The organism is Neoroseomonas rubea, from assembly GCF_016106015.1.
GTDB classification, from domain to species: Bacteria; Pseudomonadota; Alphaproteobacteria; order Acetobacterales; family Acetobacteraceae; genus Neoroseomonas; species Neoroseomonas rubea.
In genome coordinates this window covers 1-18334 of sequence record NZ_JACADQ010000053.1, presented here as the reverse complement: position 1 = coordinate 18334, position 18334 = coordinate 1, and the positions used below count along the sequence as shown (strand labels likewise).

Below are 18334 nucleotides of genomic sequence, written 5' to 3'. Positions count from 1 at the left end.
CGCAGCGCCGCCGCCAGCATCGCGCGGATGACCTCGAGGCAGCGGCCGCACTGCGCGGCGCGGCCGCAGCCTTCATAGACCTCGGTCGGGCGGCGCGCGCCGGCGGCGATGGCGCGGGCGATGTCGCCGCGCGTCAGGCGGTTGCAGTCGCAGACGATCTCCTCCGCCTGCGCCGTCACGCGCTCAGCGCCAGCCCGCGCGCTGCATGATCTGCAGCGCCTGCGGCGCCAGCGCGCCGTAGCGCTGCGCGTTCAGCGCATCGGCGCGAAAGGTGCCGAGCGCGGCGAGCGCCGGATGCGGCGCGACATCGGCAACGACCGGGTATTCGAAATTGCCGTTGGCGAACATCTCCTGCGCGCGCGGGCCGGTCAGGTACTCGATGAACTTCAGCGCGACCTCGCGGCGAGAGGAATTGCGCACCACGCCGGCGCCCGAGACATTCTCATGCGTGCCGCGGTCGCCCGCGCCCTGGTTGGGGAAGATCACGCCGATGCGGTCGTAGAGCGCCTTTTCAGCCGCGTTCTGGGAGGCGCCGAAACGCGCGAGGTAGTAGGTGTTGGCGATGGCGAGCGCACCGACGCCGGCGACCACGGCCTGGAACTGCGGCGTATCCCCGCCCTGCGGCGGGCGCGCCATGTTCTGTGCGACGCCGCGCGCCCAGGCCTCGGCCGCCTGTTCGCCATTCGCGACCAGGATGCTCGCCATCAGCGAGGTGTTGTAGGGATGCGCCGCGGCGCGGACGAGGATCTGGCCGCGGAACTCCGGCTTGGCGAGATCCTCGTAGCGCTCGAGCCCTGCCGGGCGGCCCTTCGTCTTGTCGTACATGACCACGCGGGCGCGGCGGGAGACGCCGTACCACTGCCCGTCCGGGTCGCGCAGGCTGGCGGGCACGCGCCCGGCCAGGATGTCCGACCGCGTGGGGGCCAGGATGCCGGCGGCGACCGCGCGGGCGAGGCGCGCGCCATCGACCGTGATCAGCACATCGGCAGGCGTGTTGGCGCCTTCGGACTGGATGCGGGCGATGAGCTGGTCGGCATCGCCCTCGATCAGCCGGATGCGGTAGCCGCTCTCGGCCGTGAAGCCGTCATAGAGCGCGCGGTCCGTGTCGTAGTGGCGGGAAGAATAGAGGTTGAGCGTCCGCTCCTGCGCGAGCGCGGGCCGGGCGAGGGCGCCAGCGGCGAAGGCGGCGGGCAGGGCGAGGAGGTTCCGGCGAAGCATGGCGTGGTCCCGTCTGGCGTGTGCCCGTTTGCTACTGCAATTGCGAGCCGCTCGCAAGTCTATTTGCGAACGCGTCGCAATAACAAATTGTAGCGCGCCCCACCCGCACCCGGCGGCATGACGCGCGCGCCATGCCGCCAGGCGAGGTCGGTCAGCCCTGCAGCCCGCGCAGGAACTTCGCCCGCGCCCCGCCGCCCGCCATCAGGAAGGCGTGGTCGGACCCGCTGAGGAGGAAGCGCGCGCCGAGCGCGATGTAGTCCGGCGCCACCTTCTCGTCGTAGACGCCGCCCATGCCCATGTGCTTGCCGGCCGCCTTGCAGGCATCGGCCACCTTCGCATAGGCCGCGCGCACATCCGGGTGGCCGATCTGCCCGGCGATGCCCATGGATGCCGTCAGGTCGGAGGTGCCGATCATCAGGCAGTCCACGCCCGGCACGGCGGCGATGGCGGCGGCGTTCGCGACGGCCTCGGGTGTTTCGATCATCACCGTGATCAGGATCTCATTGTTCAGTTCGCGCTGCGCCGCCGCGGTGTCGCTGACGACGAAGCCGTACTGCGCCGGCGGCCCGCCCCAGGAGCGTTCGCCCACCGGCGGATAGCGGAAGGCGCGCACCACCGTCTCGGCTTCCGCGGCGTTGTCGATGTGCGGCACCACCACGCCCATCGCGCCGTTGTCGAGGCAGCGCGTGCCCTCGAACAGCGCGTCCTTGCAGCAGCGCACGATCGGCGTGACGCCCTGGCTGAGCGCCGCCATGCACATGCGCGTGGCGTCATCCACGCTCATCGCGCCGTGCTCCATGTCGATGAACAGCCAGTCGAAACCCGAGGCCGCGGCGATGAGCCCGACCGCAGGCGTGCGCAGGTGATGCACGCCGAAGCCGAGGGCGAGTTCGCCCTTTTCAAGCCGGCGGCGGGCGAGGTTGGGTGCGATGGGCATGGATGCGTTTCCCCTGGGTTCTGGCGGGCGCAGCGCACCATGCGGGCGGGGGTGGGTCAATCGGCCGGGCGGTCGCCGATCAGCGCCATCACCGCCGCCAGCCGGTCCGCTTCCTCTGCCGGCTTGTCGCGGCGGATGCGCGCGATGCGCGGGAAGCGCAGCGCGACGCCCGACTTGTGGCGGGAGGAGAGCTGCGCCGCGTCGAAGGCCACTTCCAGCACCAGGGCGCGCTCCACCTCCCGCACCGGGCCGAAGCGGTTGACCGTGTTGTTGCGGATCCAGCGGTCGAGCCAGGCGAGTTCCTCATCCGTGTAGCCGGAATAGGCCTTGCCGATCGGCACCAGCTCCCCGTCCTCCCGCCACACGCCGAAGGTGTAGTCGGAATAGAAACTGCTGCGCTTGCCGTGGCCGCGCTGCGCGTACATCAGCACGGCGTCGACCGTCAGCGGATCCCGCTTCCACTTCCACCACAGCCCCTTGGTGCGACCCGCGACATAGGGCGCATCGGCGCGCTTGAGCATCAGCCCCTCGATCGACGCGGCACGCGCGCCGTCGCGCAGCCGCGCCAGCGCGTCGATGCTCTTGAAGGCGACCAGCGCGGAGAGCTCCATCCGCGCCGGCGCGGTGCGCGCATGCCATGCTTCCAGCCGCGCGCGGCGCGCGTCGAAGGGCAGCGGGCGCAGGTCCTCCCCGCCCTCGAACAGCAGGTCGTACAGGCGCACGGCGGCGGGGAAGTCCCGCTGCATCCTCGCCGTCACCGACTTCCGGTTCAGCCGTTGCTGGAGGTCGGCGAAGGGCGCGACCTCGCCCTCACGCACCACCAGCAATTCGCCGTCCAGCACGCCGTGGAACTCCATGGCGGCCAGGATCTCGGGGAAGGCCGCCGAGATATCCTCCCCGCCCCGCGACCAGAGCCGCCGCCCACCGGGGCCGGCGGTGAGCTGCACGCGGATGCCGTCCCACTTCCATTCGGCGCGCCATTCCTCGGCGCGCAGCGCGGCGAGGTCGGTGTCCTCCAGCGGATGGGCGAGCATCAGCGGGCGGAAGACCGGCGCGTCCCGCGGATCGGGCGCCGGCGCGCGGCCTTCGAGCCAGGCGAAGATCGGCGCATAGGGCGGGGCGACGCCGTGCCAGACCTCCTCGATCGCCTCGACGGGCTGGCCCGACCATTCGGCGAGTGCGACGCGCGCCAGCCGCGCCGAGACGCCGACGCGCATTCCCCCGGTCAGCAGCTTGATCAGCGCGAGCCGCCCGCCGGCATCGAGCGTATCGAGCCAGCCCGCGAGCAGCGCGGGGATGTCGGATTTCGGCGTGGTCTCGAGCGCCTCCACGATGTCGGCGAGCGTCGGCGGCGGCGCGTTGATGCCGGCACGCGGCTGCCAGATCAGCGCGACCGTCTCCGCCATGTCGCCCACATAGTCGTAGGAGAGCCGCCACAGCTCGGGATCGGTGCGGGCTGCGACCAGTTCGCGGATCATGGCGGGCTTGGCGGCGGCGAAGGTCAGTTCCTCGGTCAGCGCGGCGAGGCCGATGCCGCGGTCCGGGTCGGGCTGCCCCGCGAACCATTGCCCCAGCAGGGCGAGCTTCGCGTTGCGCCCCGGCGTGAAGACCAGGCGTTCGAGCAGTTCGGCGAAGGCGGGCAGGCTCATGGGCAGCCTGCCGGACACCGAGGCGTTACCGTCCGTCCGGCCCTTCCCCGGCATACCAGGAATGGCGCTGGCTTTTCCGGTAATGCGCGTCCTCCACGGGGGGAAGGCTCTCGTCGCGATACCAGGGGATGTGCTGGCACGTGAATCGTCCGGCGACGCGGACCGCCCGGTAGAAGCCCTTGCCAGGGTCGAAGTGCCGCTTGTTGTAGACCGCGAAGGTCGTGTCGATATCGCCGCGGAAGATCGGATCGCCGCCGGTGGTCTCGCCCAGCCTTTCCCGCCAGAACTGCGCCTCCCATTCCTCGATTCGCCAGTCGCGGCCTTGAAACCGCACGGTCCTGTCGATGAAGCGTTCGGGCGCGCTGATGTCGAGCGCGAAGCCGGCCTTGCCCATGCCAAAGCGATCGGTCATGCCCTTCAGCACGTCGAGCCAGTCGGGCGGGAGCGCGGCGCTGAACCGGAGATCGGGATCGGTCACGCAGAAGATCTCGGGCAGGGCGCGGTAGATCAGCGGATTCCGGGCGAAGACCTTGGGGCCCATGTTCCGGCGCAGGCGCACGATGCGAGCTTCCCCTTCGACCTCGCGCAGGAAGGAGACCATGGCCGGAAGGTCCGACGCGTTGTCGAGAATGACGATGTTGCGCAGGCCGAGCGTCCGCAGCTGCGCGATCATGCCGCGGCAATAGGTGGGGTTGTTGAAGGCGGGGATGACCACGGGGGGCAGGCCGGTCGGATGCGACCAGAATTCGCTGCGAAGGTGTCGTAGAGGGAACATCGCCCCATACCGGCCGTGATAGTGTCGAAATGACTATCATGGCTGTGTCGCCGGCCCAAGGCCTCGACGGCCGGGGCTGTCCCCGGCGGCGGGCTCCGCAGCGGCCGCTTCCTCCTCCTCCTCCTCCTCCTCCTCCTCACCACGGCCGACCAGATGTAGCGCGCGGCCGCGGATGCCGCGCAGTGCCAAGGCATGGATCAGCGCATCCTCCCGCCCATGGGTCACCCAGATCTCCGGGGCCTGGACGTCCTCGGCGGTGGCGAGGAGCTCGTCCCAGTCGGCATGGTCGGAGATGACGAGCGGCAGTTCGACGCCGCCCTGCCGCGCGCGCTGGCGCACGCGCATCCAGCCGGAGGCGACGGCGACCACGGGTTCCGCCAGCCGCCGCGCCCAGCGGTCGGCGACGGCCGAAGGTGGCGCGAGGACGATCGCGCCCTTGAGGTCGTCCTTCTTGGCGACCGTGGCCGTGCGCAATTCCCCGAGCGGCACGCCGAGCGCTTCATAGAGCCGGCAGAGCGCCACATGCGCGCCATGCAGGTGGATCGGCCGGTCCCAGCCGGCCTCCCGCAGCAGCGCGACCAGCCGCTGGCATTTGCCGAGCGAATAGCACCCGACGACATGCGTCCGGTCAGGAAACAGCGCGACGGAGCGCAGCAGGCGCGTGATCTCGGCTTCCGCCGGCGGGTGCCGGAAGACCGGCAGGGCGAAGGTCGCCTCGGTGACGAAGACGTCGCAGGGCTCGGGCTCGAAGCCCGTCGCGGTCGGGTCGCGCCGACGCTTGTAGTCACCGGAGACGACGGCGCGCGATCCCTGCCATTCCATGCACACCTGCGCCGAGCCCAGCACATGCCCGGCCGGGCGCAGCCAGACCCGTACGCCGTTGATCGTCAGCGCTTCCCCCAGTGGCAGGGCCTGCTGGGTCTCCCCCGCCCGTCCCTCCCCCATCCGGGCGGTCATGATGGCCAGCGTCTCGGCCGTGGCCAGCACATGGGCATGGCCAGGCCGTGCATGGTCCGAATGGCCATGGCTCACCACGGCGCGGTCCACCGCGCGGGTCGGGTCGATGAAGAAGCCGCCGGGCTCGCAGAACAGGCCGGACGGCGTGACCTTCAGCCAGGTCTCGGGATGGGGTGCTGTCACGGGGCGTATCTGGGCGCCTTCCCGGCGCGGGAAAGCGCCGCCATATTGCCCCGCGAATGAGAACATTGCCAGAACCCTTTGCCGGCTGGTTCGCCGCCCGCGGCTGGACGCCGCGGCCGCACCAGCTGGCGCTGCTCGAGGCCGCGGGCCGGGGGGAGCATGTCCTGCTGCTGGCGCCGACCGGCGGGGGCAAGACGCTGGCGGGGTTCCTGCCATCGCTGGTGGACCTGGCCGCCGCGCCGCGGGAAGGGCTGCACACGCTGTATGTCTCGCCGCTCAAGGCGCTGGCGGTCGACATCGCGCGCAACCTGACACTTCCCGTCGAACAGATGGGCCTGCCCATCCGGATCGAGACGCGCACGGGCGACACGCCGGTGAACCGTCGCGCGCGGCAGCGCGAACGCCCGCCGCAGATGCTGCTGACGACGCCGGAGAGCCTGACGCTGCTGCTGTCGCTCCCCGATGCGCCGGAGATGTTCGCGGGGCTCGCCGCCATCATCGTGGACGAGGCGCATGCGCTGGCGGGCACGAAGCGCGGGGACCAGCTGGCGCTGTGCATGGCGCGGCTCGGCACGCTGGCGCCCGGCGCGCGGCGCGTGGGGCTTTCGGCCACCGTCGCGCATCCCGGGCCGCTGCGCGCCTGGCTGTCCCCGACCGCACGGCCCGAGGATGTGCGGCTGGTCGAGACCAAGGGCGGCGCCGCGCCGGTCTTCGACCTGCAACTGCCGGAAGGGCGGCTGCCCTGGGGCGGGCATATGGGCCTCGCCTCGGCCCCCGAGATCCTCGCCCGGATCGAGGGCGCGCGCGTGACGATCGTGTTCGTGAACACGCGGGCGCAGGCGGAACTCGTCTTCGCGGCACTCTGGCGGCTGAACGAGGCGGCGCTGCCGATCGGCATGCACCATGGCAGCCTCGAGATCGGGCTGCGGCGCAAGGTGGAAGCGGCGATGGCCGAGGGGCGGCTGCGCGCCGTGGTGGCGACGGCCTCGCTCGACCTCGGCATCGACTGGGGCGATGTGGACCAGGTGATCCAGGTCGGCGCGCCGAAGGGCGTGTCGCGCCTGCTGCAGCGCGTGGGGCGCGCCAACCATCGGATGGACGAGCCATCGCGCGCCGTGCTCGTGCCCGCCAACCGCTTCGAGGTGGTGGAATGCGTCGCCGCGACGGAAGCGGTCGAGGCGGGTGAACTGGATGGCGAGCCGCCGCGCCCTGGCGGGCTCGACGTGCTGGCGCAGCATGTGCTGGCCATGGCCTGTTCCGCGCCCTTCCTCCCGGATGCGCTGTATGCCGAGGTGACGCGCGCCGGCCCCTATGCCGCGCTGTCGCGGCGGGACTTCGACGACGTGGTGCGCTTCGTCGAGGATGGCGGCTACGCGCTGCAGGCCTATGAGCGGTTCCGGAAACTGTTCCGCGACGCGGAGGGGATGCTGCATGTGCGCGACGCGCGCATCGCACGGCAATTGCGCATGAACCTCGGCACCATCGTCGAGACGCCGATGCTCAAGGTGCGGCTGAAGGGCGGCGGCGTGGTGGGGGAGGTGGAGGAATGGTTCGTCTCCACCCTGGAAGCCGGGGACTGCTTCCTGTTCGGTGGCCAGGTGCTGCGCTATGAGCGGCTGGAACCGGCCGCCGTGATCGTCAGCCGCGGCGGAGAAGGCGAGCCGCGCGTGCCGGTCTATGCCGGAGCGCGGATGCCGCTGACGACGCATCTCGCCGCACGGGTGCGCGCCATTCTGTCCGACCCGCGGCGCTGGGAGCATCTGCCTGAGCCGGTGCGGGAATGGCTGCGGCTGCAGCGCCTGCGGTCGGAACTTCCGCCGCGCGACGGGCTGCTGGTGGAGACCTTTCCCCGCGGCGGCAAGTGGTTCCTGGTGGCCTACACCTTCGAGGGGCGGCTCGCGCACCAGACGCTGGGGATGCTGGTGACGAAGCGGATGGAACGGCGGGGCCTCGGGCCGCTCGGCTATGTCGGGACCGACTACGTGTTCACCGCCTGGTCGGCCTTCGAGCCGACCGACATCGAGGACCTGTTCGCCGAGGACATCCTGGGCGACGAGATGGAGGAGTGGCTCGCGGAGTCGTCGATGCTGCGGCGGACCTTCCGCAACGTCGCGACGATCGCCGGGCTGATCGAGAAGAACCATCCGGGACAGGAGAAGTCGGGCCGGCAGATGACGATGAATTCGGACCTGGTCTACGACGTGCTGCGCCGCCACCAGCCGGACCACATCCTGCTGCGCGCGACGCGGGCCGAGGCCGCGCAGGGGCTGACCGACGTGGCGCGCATCGCCGCATTGCTGGCGCGAGTGAAGGGGCGCATCCGGCACCGGGTGCTCGATCGCGTCTCGCCGCTCGCCGTGCCGGCGCTGATCGAGGAAGGGCGCGAATGGGTGGCGGGCGGGGCGGAGGATGCGCTGCTCGCCGAAGCCGCCGCGCTGGTCGATGAAGCGACCGATGGCGCCGAGCATTTTGCGGAGGTTCTGGCGGAGGTGACGGAGCAGGTGCCGGTGCGCGGCACATCGGTCGCGCGGGAGAAGCGGCGTTCGAAATGGCGTCGTGCGGCACCGCGCATGGTGACGGGCTGATGGGCGCCGCACCGGTCCATCTGGCGGGGGAGCGGCTGATGCTCGACCCTGCGGGCGTGCTGCACTGGCCGGCGCGGCGGCTGCTGTGCGTGGCCGACCTGCATCTGGAGAAGGGCAGTTCGTTTGCCGCGCGCGGGCGGCTGCTGCCGCCCTATGACACGCGGGAGACGCTGGCGCGGCTGTTGCCGCTGCTGCGGCGCTACCGGCCGGAGCGCGTGGTGTTCCTGGGCGATTCCTTCCACGACGATGACGGTGCGGCGCGGCTGCCGGCGGCCGAGCGCGGCGCGCTGGCGCAGGCGCTGGCGGGCGTCGAGGCGGTGTGGGTCGCGGGCAACCACGACCCTTCGCCACCGTCGTGCCTGCCGGGCCTGGCAATGGAGGAGCTGGCCGAGGGTCCGCTGGTGTTCCGCCATGTGCCGCAGGCGCGCGCGGCGGGGGAGGTGGCCGGCCACCTGCATCCGAAGGCGATGGCGCCGACCCGGGCGGGCGGCGTGGTGCGCCCCTGTTTCGTCGCCGATGGCCGTCGCCTGGTGCTGCCGGCCTTCGGCGCCTTCACGGGCGGCCTCGATGTGGCTGATCCGGCCGTGGCGTCCCTGTTCCCCCGTGGCGCGCGTGTCTTCCTGCTCGGCGCCGAGCGTCTCTTCTCCTTCCCGATGGCCGCCCGCCGCGCGGGCGCAGCGGTGCAGGTGACCAAGGAAGGAGGGGGATCCAAGGGGGAGTTCCCTCCCCCGTGGCCTTCCATCACGCGCTGAGGAAGCGCTCCGCCGCGCTCGCCAGCACCTGGCAGCAGAGTGCCAGGTCTTCTTCCTTCGTATCCTCCGCCCAATGGTGGCTGATGCCGCCGATCGAAGGCGTGAACAGCATCGCCGCCGGCATGCGCTTCGCGATGTATTGCGCGTCGTGTCCCGCGCCTGAGGGCATGCGCGTCCAGGCGCCTGGTGCCTCGGCCTGTGCCGCCGCGTCGAGCGCCGCCATCATCGCCGGGTCGCAGATCGCGGGCGTGGCGCGGGATTTCTGGATGAGCGTCGCGGGGCATTTCTCCCGCCGGTTGCTCTCCTGCACCAGGCGGCGGAGCGTCTGCTCCATGCGTTCCAGCACGGGGACGGAGACATCGCGGAACTGGAAAAGGACTTCCGCGCTGCCCGGGATGATCGAGGGCGCGCCGGGTTCGAGGCTGATGCGCCCCGTGGTCCAGGTGGAGCGTTCGCCGCAGACGCGCGGGAATTCCTGGTCGATGGCCGCGAGCAGCCGGACCGCGGAGAGGCCCGCATCCTTGCGTTCGGCCATGGTGGTGCCGCCCGCGTGGTCCTGCTGCCCTTCGAAGCGGATCAGCCACTGCCAGATGGCGACGATGCCGGTGACGACGCCGACGCGAAGGCTGTTGGATTCGAGCTGCGTGCCCTGTTCGATGTGCATCTCGAAGAAGCCCTTGTGACGGCCGGGTTCGAGCTGCATGCGCGGCTTGCCGGCGAGGCCCGCGGCGGCGAGCGCCTCGCGCAGGGGCTGGCCGTCGTTGCGGCTGCGGGAGCGGTCGATCTCCTCTTCCGAGAGTTCGCCGATGATGGAGCGCGAGCCGAGGAAGCCGCCTTCGAAATGCCCTTCCTCATCGGCGAAGGCGCAGACATCGACGGGCAGGCCGGCGCGGGCGAGCGCCACGCCCGCGACGACGCCGAGCGCACCATCGAGCCAGCCGGCCTGGTTCTGGCTTTCGATGTGGCTGCCCACGAGCAGGTGCGGCCCGGGGCCCTTATGCCGGCCATAGACGTTGCCGATGCCATCGATGGAGGGCTCGAGCCCGCATTCGGCGAGCCGTTCCATCAGCCAGCGGCGCGACTCCATGTCCTGCGGCGAGTAGGTCGGGCGATGCACGCCGGTCCTGTACGCCCCGATCTTCCGGAGATCGTTCAGGTCCTTGAGGAATCGGTCGGCGTCGATGCGCGGCATGGGGGGCCTCCTGTCCTGCCCATGCTGCGGCGCAGAATTTTGTCGGGCAAGGCGCTGCGTTAACCGGCGCGTAATTCAGGGCGCGCTTTGCTGACCCTGCCGGAACAAGCCGGCGACATCTGGTTCAGTGAGGCCGAAAATGACCGCCCTCGCCTCCCCTCCGCCTTCGGCGGATTCCGTGCGTTCCGTGGTGCTGATCGAAAGCGCCGCCGGGGCCGAGCTTCACCTCCGGTCGCAGACCGGTGAGCTGATGCGCATTCCCCTCAAGGGGTCCAGCCGCCGCAACAGCCTGGCCGCGCTCGCGATGATGGCGGGCGTGATCGGCGGCGCCGGCGGGTCCCGCTTCCGCGGCAAGCCCTCCCGGGTCTAGCCTTCCCCCCGCGACCCGCCACCAAGGCGGGCGGGAGGAAGCGCATGATCCGAGGGATGCTCGCCGCTGCCGCGGCGTTGCTGCTGCTGTCCGCGCCGCCAGCGCGGGCGCAGGTGCAGATGATCGTCAACTTCGCGGCCGGCGGACCGAGCGACATCGTCGCGCGGCTGATGCAGAACGAGATGGCGGCCGCGCTTGGCCAATCCCTCGTGGTGCGCAACGTGGTCGGCGCGGCGGGCACGATCGGCACGGCGGAAGCGGCCCGCGCGCGGCCCGATGGCCAGACGCTCCTGATGACGCCGGTCGGCCCCGTGGCGATCCAGCCGCATTTCCGGCGCGGCCTGACCTACACGCTCGACAGCTTCGCGCCGGTCTGCCAGGTCGCGGACAGCCCCGTGGTAATGATGACGCCCAAGACCTCGGGCCTGCGCACGGTCGCGGACGTGGTGGCGCGGGCCAGGGGGCAGGGCCAGGGTTTTCCCTTCGCCTCGACCGGTGCGGGCAGCATCCCGCACATCTCCATGATTGCGCTGATGCGGCTGGCGAATGTCGAGCTGAACCACATCCCCTATGGCGGCTCGGGCCAGGTGATGCTCGCCTTCCAGCAGGGGCAGGTGCAGCTCTTCACCGACCAGACGCTGCTGATCCGGCAATACGACCTGCACCCGATCGCCTTCCTGACCGAACGGCGCAACCCGGACTTCCCGGAGGTGCCGACGATGCGGGAGCAGGGCTTCGACCTGGTCTATTCCATCTGGTCGGGCCTCTATGCGCCGGCCGGCACGCCGGAGGCGGTGCTGCAGCGACTCGAGGCGGCCTGCGAGCGCACCATGCGCCATGCGGAGGTGGTGGCCGGCATGACGCGCGTCGCGCAGCCCATCCTCTATCGCAACCGCGCGGAGTTCGCCGCCTTCTCCCGCGCGGAAAGCGAGAAGTTCCGCGCGCTGATCGAGGCCGCGGGGCTCCGCGCGGCGGAATAGGCTAGGCGTCCGGCAGCGGGTCCGCCCCGTTGATGTGCAGCGCCTCCAGCACGCGGGAGACGCAGTTGTAGCCGGCGATCGTCGCGGTCAGCTCGACCAGTTGGCGCGGCGGGAACAGGTCGCGCACCGCGGCCGCGACATCGTCCGGCACATGAACAAGCCGCGTCATGGCGTCGCAATAGGCGAGCACGGCGCGGTCCGTCGAATCGAACAGCGCGCTGCCCTCCCAGTCCGGCAGCGCGTCCAGCTGCGCCTGGGTCATGCCCTCGGCCAGCGCGATCGGCGCATGGGCGGCCCATTCGTAGGAGGCGCCGTTGATGGCGGCGATGCGGCAGATCACCATCTCTCGCAGCTTGCCCGACAGCGTCGAGTTCCAGCGGATCGCGTCGAACATCGTGATCCAGCCCGCGGCTATCGGCGGCGCGTGCAGCAGCATCCGGTGCAGGTGGCCGATCTTCTTGCGCGACGCGCGGATCGCCTCCGCCGCCTCCCGATGCTCGGGCAGCGACGGATCGGCGTAGGGGATGCGGGCCATCAGCGGGCTTCCTTTCAGGCGTTCCTCTTGCGCAGCAGGTAGCGCTGCCGGCCGTCCATGACCAGCGTGCCCGCCTGGTTGTGGACGGTGCTGCGCAGGCCAAGGATGCCGGTCGTGCGCTGCGGCGTCAGTTCGTCGACCTCGAGCGCCGGATACAGCGTGTCCCCCACGAAGACCGGGTGGAGGAAGCGGCTCGACTGGTCGAGGAAGCCCTTGAGGCTTTCCTCCACCATGTGCGGGAACAGGCCCGCGCCGGCCGCCGTCTGGATCGCCACCTGGAAGCCGTGCGCGAGCATGTGCGGCATGCCCCGCGCGCGGCAGTATTCCACGTCGTAGTGGACGGGATGGTTGTCCCCCGATGCGGCCTGGAAGGCGAGGAAGATCGCCTCCGTCATCGTCCGGCTGGGCAGGACGAAGCGCTCGCCCAAGGCGAAATCCTCGAACCAGCGCTGCTCGGGAACCACGCGATGCGCGCGCGGGTCGAAGCCCGTCATGCGTAGCCGAGGGCCGCGTCCCGCGCCGCATCCGCAGGGTCGCGCGCGGCCGGGTCGCCGAAGCCGCCGCCGCCCGAGGTCTCCAGCCGCACGATGTCGCCCTTGAGCAGCCGCACGCCGTCGGATTTCGGCGCGATCGGCGTCTCGACGCCGTCCCTGATGCGCACCAGCCGGCCGAGGCTGCCCGGCCCGCCGCCCGCGAGCCCGTAGGGCGGGAAGCGGAAGCGGTCCATGTTCGCGGTGAAGACGCCGGCGGGGCTGTCGACCCGCCATTCGCGGAACAGGCCGAGCCCGCCGCGATGCTGCCCCGCGCCGCCCGAGCCGGGCTTCAGCCCGTAGCGCGTGATGGTCAACGGCATCTGGCTCTCGATCATCTCGACCGGGATATTGGCGTTGTTGTGCATGCCGAAGGACCAGGCGTTCACGCCATCCTTGTGCGGCGACGCGCCGGTGCCGCCGATCTCGATCTCGACCAGCACCTCCCGCCCGCCATCCGCCGCCTCCGTCTGGAAGGTCGCGACATAGGACCCGCCGTAATAGGCGGCCGGCATCCGGTCCGGCAGCGCCTGGTGCAGGCAGCCGAACATCACGTTCGCCAGGCGGTGGGAAACGGCGACGCGATGCGCGACGGACGCGGGCGCGCGGCAGGATGTGACGCTGCCCTCGCGGTGGATGATCCGGATGGGGCGATAGCAGCCGGCATTGGCCGGCATGGCGCCATCCGTCGCGGCGATGATGGAATAGTAGACCGCGCAGTTGGACATGGCCGGGGTGCAGTTGATCGGGCCCCGCTGCTGGTCGGCGCAGCCCGTCACATCGACCTCGATCTCGTCGCCCTTGACCGTGAGGACGGCATGCAGGCGGACGGGCTCGCCGGAGACGCCATCCTCGTCGAGGAAATCCTCGAACTCGTAGCGGCCATCGGGCATGCCGCGGATCGCGGCACGCATCGCCGCCTCGCTCATGTCGAGGATTCTTCCCGTTGCCTCCACCAGTCCCGCCGCGCCGTAGCGCGCGGCCAGCCGGCGGATCGACGCGGCGCCGACATCGAGCGACGCGAGCTGCGATTGCAAATCGCCCAGCATCAGCGCGGGCTTGCGGACGTTCTGGCCAATCATCTCCCAGACCGCGCGGTTGAGCCGCCCGTTCTCGATCAGCTTCAGCGGCGGGATGCGCAGCCCTTCCTGGAACACCTCCGTCGCCGTCGCGGCATAGGAACCCGGCGCCATGCCGCCCATGTCGATGTGGTGGCACAGCGCGCCGACATAGGCGACGCGCCGCCCCTCATGCATCACGGGCTTGAAGACCAGCACGTCATTCAGGTGCTGCGCGCCGCAATAGGGGTCGTTGGTCGCGACCACATCGTCCGCGCCCCACTCATCCGCGTTGACGAAGCGGTCGAGCAGCGTGCGCAGCGCCGCCCCCATGGAGTTCAGGTGCTGCGGGATGCGCGCGGATTGCGCGACGTTGTTGCCCTCCGCGTCGAAGACCGCGGTGGAATAGTCGAGCAGCTCCCGCACGATGGTGCTGCGGCTGGTACGCCAGATGGTGATGTCCATCTCGGCGGCCGCGGCGGTCAGCGCGTTGCGGATGACCTCGATCTCGATCGGGCCGAGCGTCATGGCGTGTTCCTCCGCGCCATCAAGGTGCCCGCGGCGCCGAGGGACGCCGTCCAGCCGCGGGTGATCCAATGGGTGGCGAAGGCTTCCTCCACCACGGCGGGGCCTTCGATGATATCGGTCGGCGTCATGGCGTCGCGGTCCCAGACAGGCAGGTCGCGCCACGCCCCGCCTTCGAAGACGCGACGGGTGCCCTTCCGTGCCGGGCGGCCCGCAGGCGGCGGGTCGGCGGGCTCGGGCTTGTCGAGCAGCCCGGTCGCGATGGCGCGCAGCGTGACGATCTCCACGGGATCACCGGGGTTGGCGTAGGAGAAGCGCTGCCGGTGCATGGCGTGGAAGGCCTCGACCAGCGCCTCGAGGTCGCCGGCATCCGGCGCGGCGATCTCGCCCCAGGGCACGAGCAGTTCGAAGGCCTGGCCGTGGTAACGCATGTCGGCGGCGATGGAGATGCGGCGCCGCGCAGCCTCGATGCCATCGGCGGCGAGCCGCGCATCGGCTTCGGCGCGCAGCGCGGCGATCATCTCGACCAGGCGCGGCAGGCTCGCCGCCTCCGCCCGCATCACGCGCGACCGGGCGATGTCCTGCGTCAGGTCGGAGAACAGGATGCCGTAGGCGGACAGCGTGCCCGGTTCGCGCGGGAAGGCGACCTCGGTGATGCCGAGTTCGGCCGCGACCTCCGTCGCGTGCAGCCCGCCCGCGCCGCCGAAGGAGAGCAGGCAGAAATCGCGCGGGTCGAGCCCCTTCTCGAACAGCGACAGCCGGATCGCCGCGCCGAGATTGGCGTTGGTGACGGTCAGGATGCCCTCCGCCGCCTGCTCCACGCCGAGGCCGAGCTTCCCGCCGACGCGCGCTTCCAGCGCCGCGCGCGTGCCCGGCATGTCGAGCTTCATCATCCCGCCGAGGAAGAAATCCGGGTCCAGCCGGCCGAGGGCGAGGTTCGCATCCGTCACGGTCGGTTCCGTCCCGCCGCGGCCGTAGGAGACGGGGCCGGGCCGCGCGCCGGCGCTGCGCGGGCCGACCGTCAGCCGCCCGCCCGCATCGACCGCGGCGATGGACCCGCCACCGGCACCGATGGTGCGCATCTCCACCATCGGCAGGCGCACCGGCAGGCGGTCGATCTCCCCCTGGGTGATGACGGCAACGCGGCCATCCTGCACGACCGAGACGTCGAAGGAGGTACCGCCCATGTCCACCGCGACGAGGTTCGGGCGCGACAGCAGCGTGGCGAGGCGGCCGGCCGCGAGCGCCCCGCCCGAGGGGCCCGAGAGCAGCAGCCGCGCCGGCTGCTCCGCCGCCATGCGCAGCGAGCAGACGCCGCCATTGGACTGCACGAGGAAGACCAGCGGGTGGAAGCCGCCCTCCCCCAGCCGTGCCTCCAGCCGGTCCAGATAGGCCTTCACCACCGGCACCAGCAGCGCGTTCAGCACCGTGGTCGATGTGCGCTCGTATTCGCGGATCTCGGGCGAGATGTCGGAGGAGAGGGAGACGGGCAGGTCCGGCCGCGCGGCGCGGAGCATCGCGGCCAGCCGCTGCTCATGCGCCGGGTTGGCGTAGGCATGCAGGAGGGAAACGGCGACGCAATCCGCGCCGAGCGCGGCGATGCGGTCGAGCAGGGCGGGGATCGCGGCCTCGTCCAGCGCGATCTCCGCCGTGCCGTCGGCGCGCATGCGTTCCGGCACGCCGAGCCGCCGGTCGCGCGGGATCAGCGTCGGGAAGGGGTCCGGGGAAAGGCCGTAGATGTCCCGCCGGACGTGGCGGTTGATCTCGAGCACATCCTCGAAGCCCGCGGTGGTCAGCAGCACGCCGTTCGCCAGTTTGCGTTCCAGCACGGCGTTCGTCGCGATGGTGGTGCCGTGCAGCAGCAGCCCGACCTCCGACAGCGCGAAGCCGAAGCGCCCGGAGGCTTCGCCCACGCCGCGCAGCAGGCCGATGGAGGGATCCTCCGGCGTGGTCGGCGTCTTCCACGCCCGCGCGATGCCGTCGCGGGCGTCGAGGATCATGAGGTCGGTGAAGGTGCCGCCGATATCGACCGCGATGCGGACGGGGCGGGAAGGCGCGGTGCTGGTCACGCGGGACGTTCCTGGGTCGGTTCAGGCCATGAGGGCGGGCAGCCAGAGGGCAAGGCCGGGGAAGATCATGAGCAGGATGACGGCGAGAAGATAGACGGCAAGGAAGGGCAGCACGCCGACGAAGACGTCGGTGATCGGCCCTGGCCGTTTTCGCATCCCCTGCAGCACGTACATCACGGTGCCGTCGGGTGGGCTGATCTGCGCGATCTCGACCAGCATGGTCACGATCACGCCAAACCAGATCGGGTCGTAACCGAGTGCCACGACGATCGGGAACACCACCGGGACGGTGGTGATGATCATGGAGAAGCCCTCCATGAAAGTGCCGAGCGCGACGTACAGCGCGATGATGCAGAGCATGATGCCCCAGGGCGGGATCGGCAGCCCGGCGATCATGCCGGCCAGCGCCTGGGGCACGTTGATCGTCGTCAGGATGTAGTTCAGCAGGTAGGCGCCGAACAGGATCAGGCCGAGCAGCGCGGTGTTGCGTGCCGTCGCCTCGGCGCTGGCGTTCAGCATGCGGAAGGTCAGGCGGCGCTCGAAGGCGGCGAAGACGGCCGCGCCCACCACGCCGAGTGCCGCGGCCTCCGTCGGCGTCGCGAGTCCGCCATAGATCGAGCCCAGCACCAGCAGGATCAGCAGCAGCGTGGGCACGAGGTCCAGCAGCGCGCGCAGCTTCATGGCCATGGGCAGCCGCGCCGGCTTCTCCATCGGGTGCGTCAGCCCGTGCACCAGGATCACCAGCAGGAAAAGCCCCGTGACCAGCAGCGCTGGGATGAGGGCCGCGATGTACAGCGCGCCGACCGAGGTCTCGGTGATCAGCCCGTAGATGATGAAGGTGATGCCCGGCGGGATCAGGTTGCCGAGCGCCCCGCCGGCGGCCAGCGAGCCCAGCACCATGCGCTGGTTGTATTTCGTATCCTGGAAGTAGGGCAGCGCGACCGACCCCATCGTCGCCGCGGTGGCGACCGAGGATCCGCTTATGGCGGAGAACACCGCGCAGGAGACGATGTTGGTGTGCAGCAACCCCCCCGGCATCCGGTTGAGCCACACGTTCAGCGCGCGATAGAGCCGGTCCGACAGCCCCGCCCGCAGCAGGATCTCCCCCATCAGCAGGAAGAGCGGCACGGCGACGAGCACGAAGTTGGACGACGGTGCCCAGAGCGTCTGGCCGAGGAAGGTCCACCACGGCCGGTCGGAGAACATGAAGCCCGTCAGCACGCCGAGCACGCCGAGCACGGCGGCGATGTAGACGCCCGAGCCGAAGAAGACGAGGAACACCGCCATCAGCATCAGGATCTCGGGGATCGGCAGCGCCTGCCCCGTGGTGGCGGCGGCGAAGATGGTCACGCCGAGCAGCCCGACCAGGAAGACGATGGCGATCATGGCCGCGGTGCCTCGCCCTCATGCGCCATGGCGACGGCTTCCAGCGCTTCCTCCGTCTCGTCCTCCAGCGTGCGGGACCCGAGCAGCCCGTCGAGCGCGGCCCCCTGCCCCGCCACCAGCGCCAACACGGCTTCGAGCATCAGCACCAGGCAGGCGAGCACGAAGGCCGAGATCCCGAAGGCCCAGATGCCCTGCGGCCAGACGAGTTGGATGCGCAGCGCGGAGTTATCATGCGCGTCGAACAGCGCGCTTTCATCCACCAGTTCCCAGGCCGACCAGGCGAAGAGCACGCCGAGGGCGCCGAGCAGCAGCAGCGCCAGCAGGTGGAGCGGCGCCCGCACCCGCACCGGCCAGCGATTGGCGAAGACATCGACGCGGATATGCGCGCGCCGGAACAGCGTATGCGCCAGCGCCCAGGAAATCCCGCCGGCCAGCAGGTAGCCCGTGACCTCGACCGTCGCCTGGGAGGAGAAGCCGAGGAAGGCGCGCGCCAGGATGTCGAAGGTGATGAAGAGCGCGCCGGCGATGTAGGCCCAGCCCGCGAGGTGCGCCATCACCGTCGCCACCGCCGCGACCGCGCGCCGGATGGCGCGGGCCGCGCGCAGCGGCGCCGGGACGGGGCCGACCGCGCCG

General features: G+C 70.9%; 17 protein-coding genes. 4 read left to right on the top strand and 13 right to left on the bottom strand.

All coding sequences use genetic code 11. The features are described 5' to 3' along the window. The 6 genes from HW577_RS08255 to HW577_RS08230 all read right to left on the bottom strand — a co-directional run. Positions 1–179: (2Fe-2S)-binding protein (locus HW577_RS08255; protein WP_198375664.1), on the bottom strand; the 179-nt coding region annotated here is incomplete at its 3' end. Between the two features lie 4 nt (positions 180–183). After that, complete coding sequence (locus HW577_RS08250; protein ID WP_198375663.1) at positions 184–1218, bottom strand: extracellular solute-binding protein; 1035 nt, start codon at positions 1216–1218, stop codon at positions 184–186. 151 nt (positions 1219–1369) lie between these two features. Next, positions 1370–2155 (bottom strand): HpcH/HpaI aldolase family protein, encoded by a 786-nt coding sequence (locus HW577_RS08245; RefSeq protein WP_198375662.1) that lies wholly within the window; start codon positions 2153–2155, stop codon positions 1370–1372. A gap of 56 nt (positions 2156–2211) precedes the next feature. Continuing rightward, positions 2212–3804: a cisplatin damage response ATP-dependent DNA ligase gene (locus HW577_RS08240; RefSeq protein ID WP_232474771.1), complete on the bottom strand. Its 1593-nt coding sequence runs from the start codon at positions 3802–3804 to the stop codon at positions 2212–2214. Positions 3805–3829: 25 nt separating this feature from the next. Continuing rightward, positions 3830–4579: a glycosyltransferase family A protein gene (locus HW577_RS08235; RefSeq protein ID WP_198375661.1), complete on the bottom strand. Its 750-nt coding sequence runs from the start codon at positions 4577–4579 to the stop codon at positions 3830–3832. A 36-nt stretch (positions 4580–4615) separates the two neighbouring features. Beyond that, on the bottom strand, positions 4616–5719 hold the full coding sequence (locus tag HW577_RS08230) for a ligase-associated DNA damage response exonuclease (protein ID WP_332837548.1): 1104 nt from the start codon (positions 5717–5719) through the stop codon (positions 4616–4618). Positions 5720–5775: 56 nt separating this feature from the next. Between HW577_RS08230 and HW577_RS08225 the strand changes: the two genes are divergently transcribed. Together HW577_RS08225 and pdeM are read left to right on the top strand one after the other, a co-directional pair. Continuing rightward, a complete protein-coding gene (locus HW577_RS08225) occupies positions 5776–8304 on the top strand; it encodes a ligase-associated DNA damage response DEXH box helicase (protein WP_198375659.1) in 2529 nt (842 codons plus the stop codon). Further along, complete coding sequence (gene pdeM, locus HW577_RS08220) at positions 8304–9056, top strand: ligase-associated DNA damage response endonuclease PdeM (RefSeq protein WP_198375658.1); 753 nt, start codon at positions 8304–8306, stop codon at positions 9054–9056. Before HW577_RS08225 ends, pdeM begins: the two co-directional genes overlap by 1 nt. On the opposite strand, the gene HW577_RS08215 is transcribed toward pdeM, so the two are convergent. Then, positions 9046–10248 (bottom strand): Zn-dependent hydrolase, encoded by a 1203-nt coding sequence (locus HW577_RS08215; RefSeq protein WP_198375657.1) that lies wholly within the window; start codon positions 10246–10248, stop codon positions 9046–9048. The genes pdeM and HW577_RS08215 overlap by 11 nt on opposite strands. Before the next feature lie 139 nt (positions 10249–10387). On the opposite strand from HW577_RS08215, the gene HW577_RS08210 reads away from it, so the two are divergent. Further along, positions 10388–10618: a hypothetical protein gene (locus HW577_RS08210; RefSeq protein WP_198375656.1), complete on the top strand. Its 231-nt coding sequence runs from the start codon at positions 10388–10390 to the stop codon at positions 10616–10618. 44 nt (positions 10619–10662) lie between these two features. Continuing rightward, positions 10663–11598, top strand: a complete 936-nt coding sequence (locus HW577_RS08205) for a Bug family tripartite tricarboxylate transporter substrate binding protein (RefSeq protein ID WP_198375655.1) — start codon at positions 10663–10665, stop codon at positions 11596–11598. Between the two features lies 1 nt (position 11599). Here HW577_RS08205 and HW577_RS08200 read toward each other — a convergent pair whose 3' ends face one another. From HW577_RS08200 to HW577_RS08175, 6 genes are all read right to left on the bottom strand, one after another. Beyond that, complete coding sequence (locus HW577_RS08200; RefSeq protein ID WP_198375654.1) at positions 11600–12133, bottom strand: carboxymuconolactone decarboxylase family protein; 534 nt, start codon at positions 12131–12133, stop codon at positions 11600–11602. A gap of 14 nt (positions 12134–12147) precedes the next feature. Continuing rightward, on the bottom strand, positions 12148–12627 hold the full coding sequence (locus HW577_RS08195) for a MaoC family dehydratase (protein ID WP_198375653.1): 480 nt from the start codon (positions 12625–12627) through the stop codon (positions 12148–12150). Continuing rightward, a complete protein-coding gene (locus HW577_RS08190) occupies positions 12624–14249 on the bottom strand; it encodes a hydantoinase B/oxoprolinase family protein (protein ID WP_198375652.1) in 1626 nt (541 codons plus the stop codon). The genes HW577_RS08195 and HW577_RS08190 overlap by 4 nt, the downstream gene beginning before the upstream one ends. Next, positions 14246–16315 carry a hydantoinase/oxoprolinase family protein gene (locus HW577_RS08185; protein ID WP_332837546.1) on the bottom strand — a complete coding sequence of 690 codons (2070 nt, stop codon included), beginning with the start codon at positions 16313–16315 and terminating at the stop codon, positions 14246–14248. Before HW577_RS08185 ends, HW577_RS08190 begins: the two co-directional genes overlap by 4 nt. A gap of 21 nt (positions 16316–16336) precedes the next feature. Further along, the gene (locus HW577_RS08180; RefSeq protein ID WP_198375651.1) at positions 16337–17701 is read right to left on the bottom strand and encodes a TRAP transporter large permease; all 1365 of its coding nucleotides are present in this window, start codon (positions 17699–17701) and stop codon (positions 16337–16339) included. After that, positions 17698–18334, bottom strand: a 637-nt coding sequence (locus HW577_RS08175) for a TRAP transporter small permease subunit (RefSeq protein WP_198375650.1), incomplete at its 5' end; no start/stop codon positions are given. The genes HW577_RS08175 and HW577_RS08180, both read right to left, overlap by 4 nt.

Coding starts and splice junctions, on each gene's coding strand:
- HW577_RS08250 (WP_198375663.1), bottom strand. CDS start 1,218: ATGCTTCGCCGGAACCTCCTCGCCCTGCCCGCCGCCTTCGCCGCTGGC.
- HW577_RS08245 (WP_198375662.1), bottom strand. CDS start 2,155: ATGCCCATCGCACCCAACCTCGCCCGCCGCCGGCTTGAAAAGGGCGAA.
- HW577_RS08240 (WP_232474771.1), bottom strand. CDS start 3,804: ATGAGCCTGCCCGCCTTCGCCGAACTGCTCGAACGCCTGGTCTTCACG.
- HW577_RS08235 (WP_198375661.1), bottom strand. CDS start 4,579: ATGTTCCCTCTACGACACCTTCGCAGCGAATTCTGGTCGCATCCGACC.
- HW577_RS08225 (WP_198375659.1), top strand. CDS start 5,776: ATGAGAACATTGCCAGAACCCTTTGCCGGCTGGTTCGCCGCCCGCGGC.
- pdeM (WP_198375658.1), top strand. CDS start 8,304: ATGGGCGCCGCACCGGTCCATCTGGCGGGGGAGCGGCTGATGCTCGAC.
- HW577_RS08215 (WP_198375657.1), bottom strand. CDS start 10,248: ATGCCGCGCATCGACGCCGACCGATTCCTCAAGGACCTGAACGATCTC.
- HW577_RS08210 (WP_198375656.1), top strand. CDS start 10,388: ATGACCGCCCTCGCCTCCCCTCCGCCTTCGGCGGATTCCGTGCGTTCC.
- HW577_RS08205 (WP_198375655.1), top strand. CDS start 10,663: ATGATCCGAGGGATGCTCGCCGCTGCCGCGGCGTTGCTGCTGCTGTCC.
- HW577_RS08200 (WP_198375654.1), bottom strand. CDS start 12,133: ATGGCCCGCATCCCCTACGCCGATCCGTCGCTGCCCGAGCATCGGGAG.
- HW577_RS08195 (WP_198375653.1), bottom strand. CDS start 12,627: ATGACGGGCTTCGACCCGCGCGCGCATCGCGTGGTTCCCGAGCAGCGC.
- HW577_RS08190 (WP_198375652.1), bottom strand. CDS start 14,249: ATGACGCTCGGCCCGATCGAGATCGAGGTCATCCGCAACGCGCTGACC.
- HW577_RS08180 (WP_198375651.1), bottom strand. CDS start 17,701: ATGATCGCCATCGTCTTCCTGGTCGGGCTGCTCGGCGTGACCATCTTC.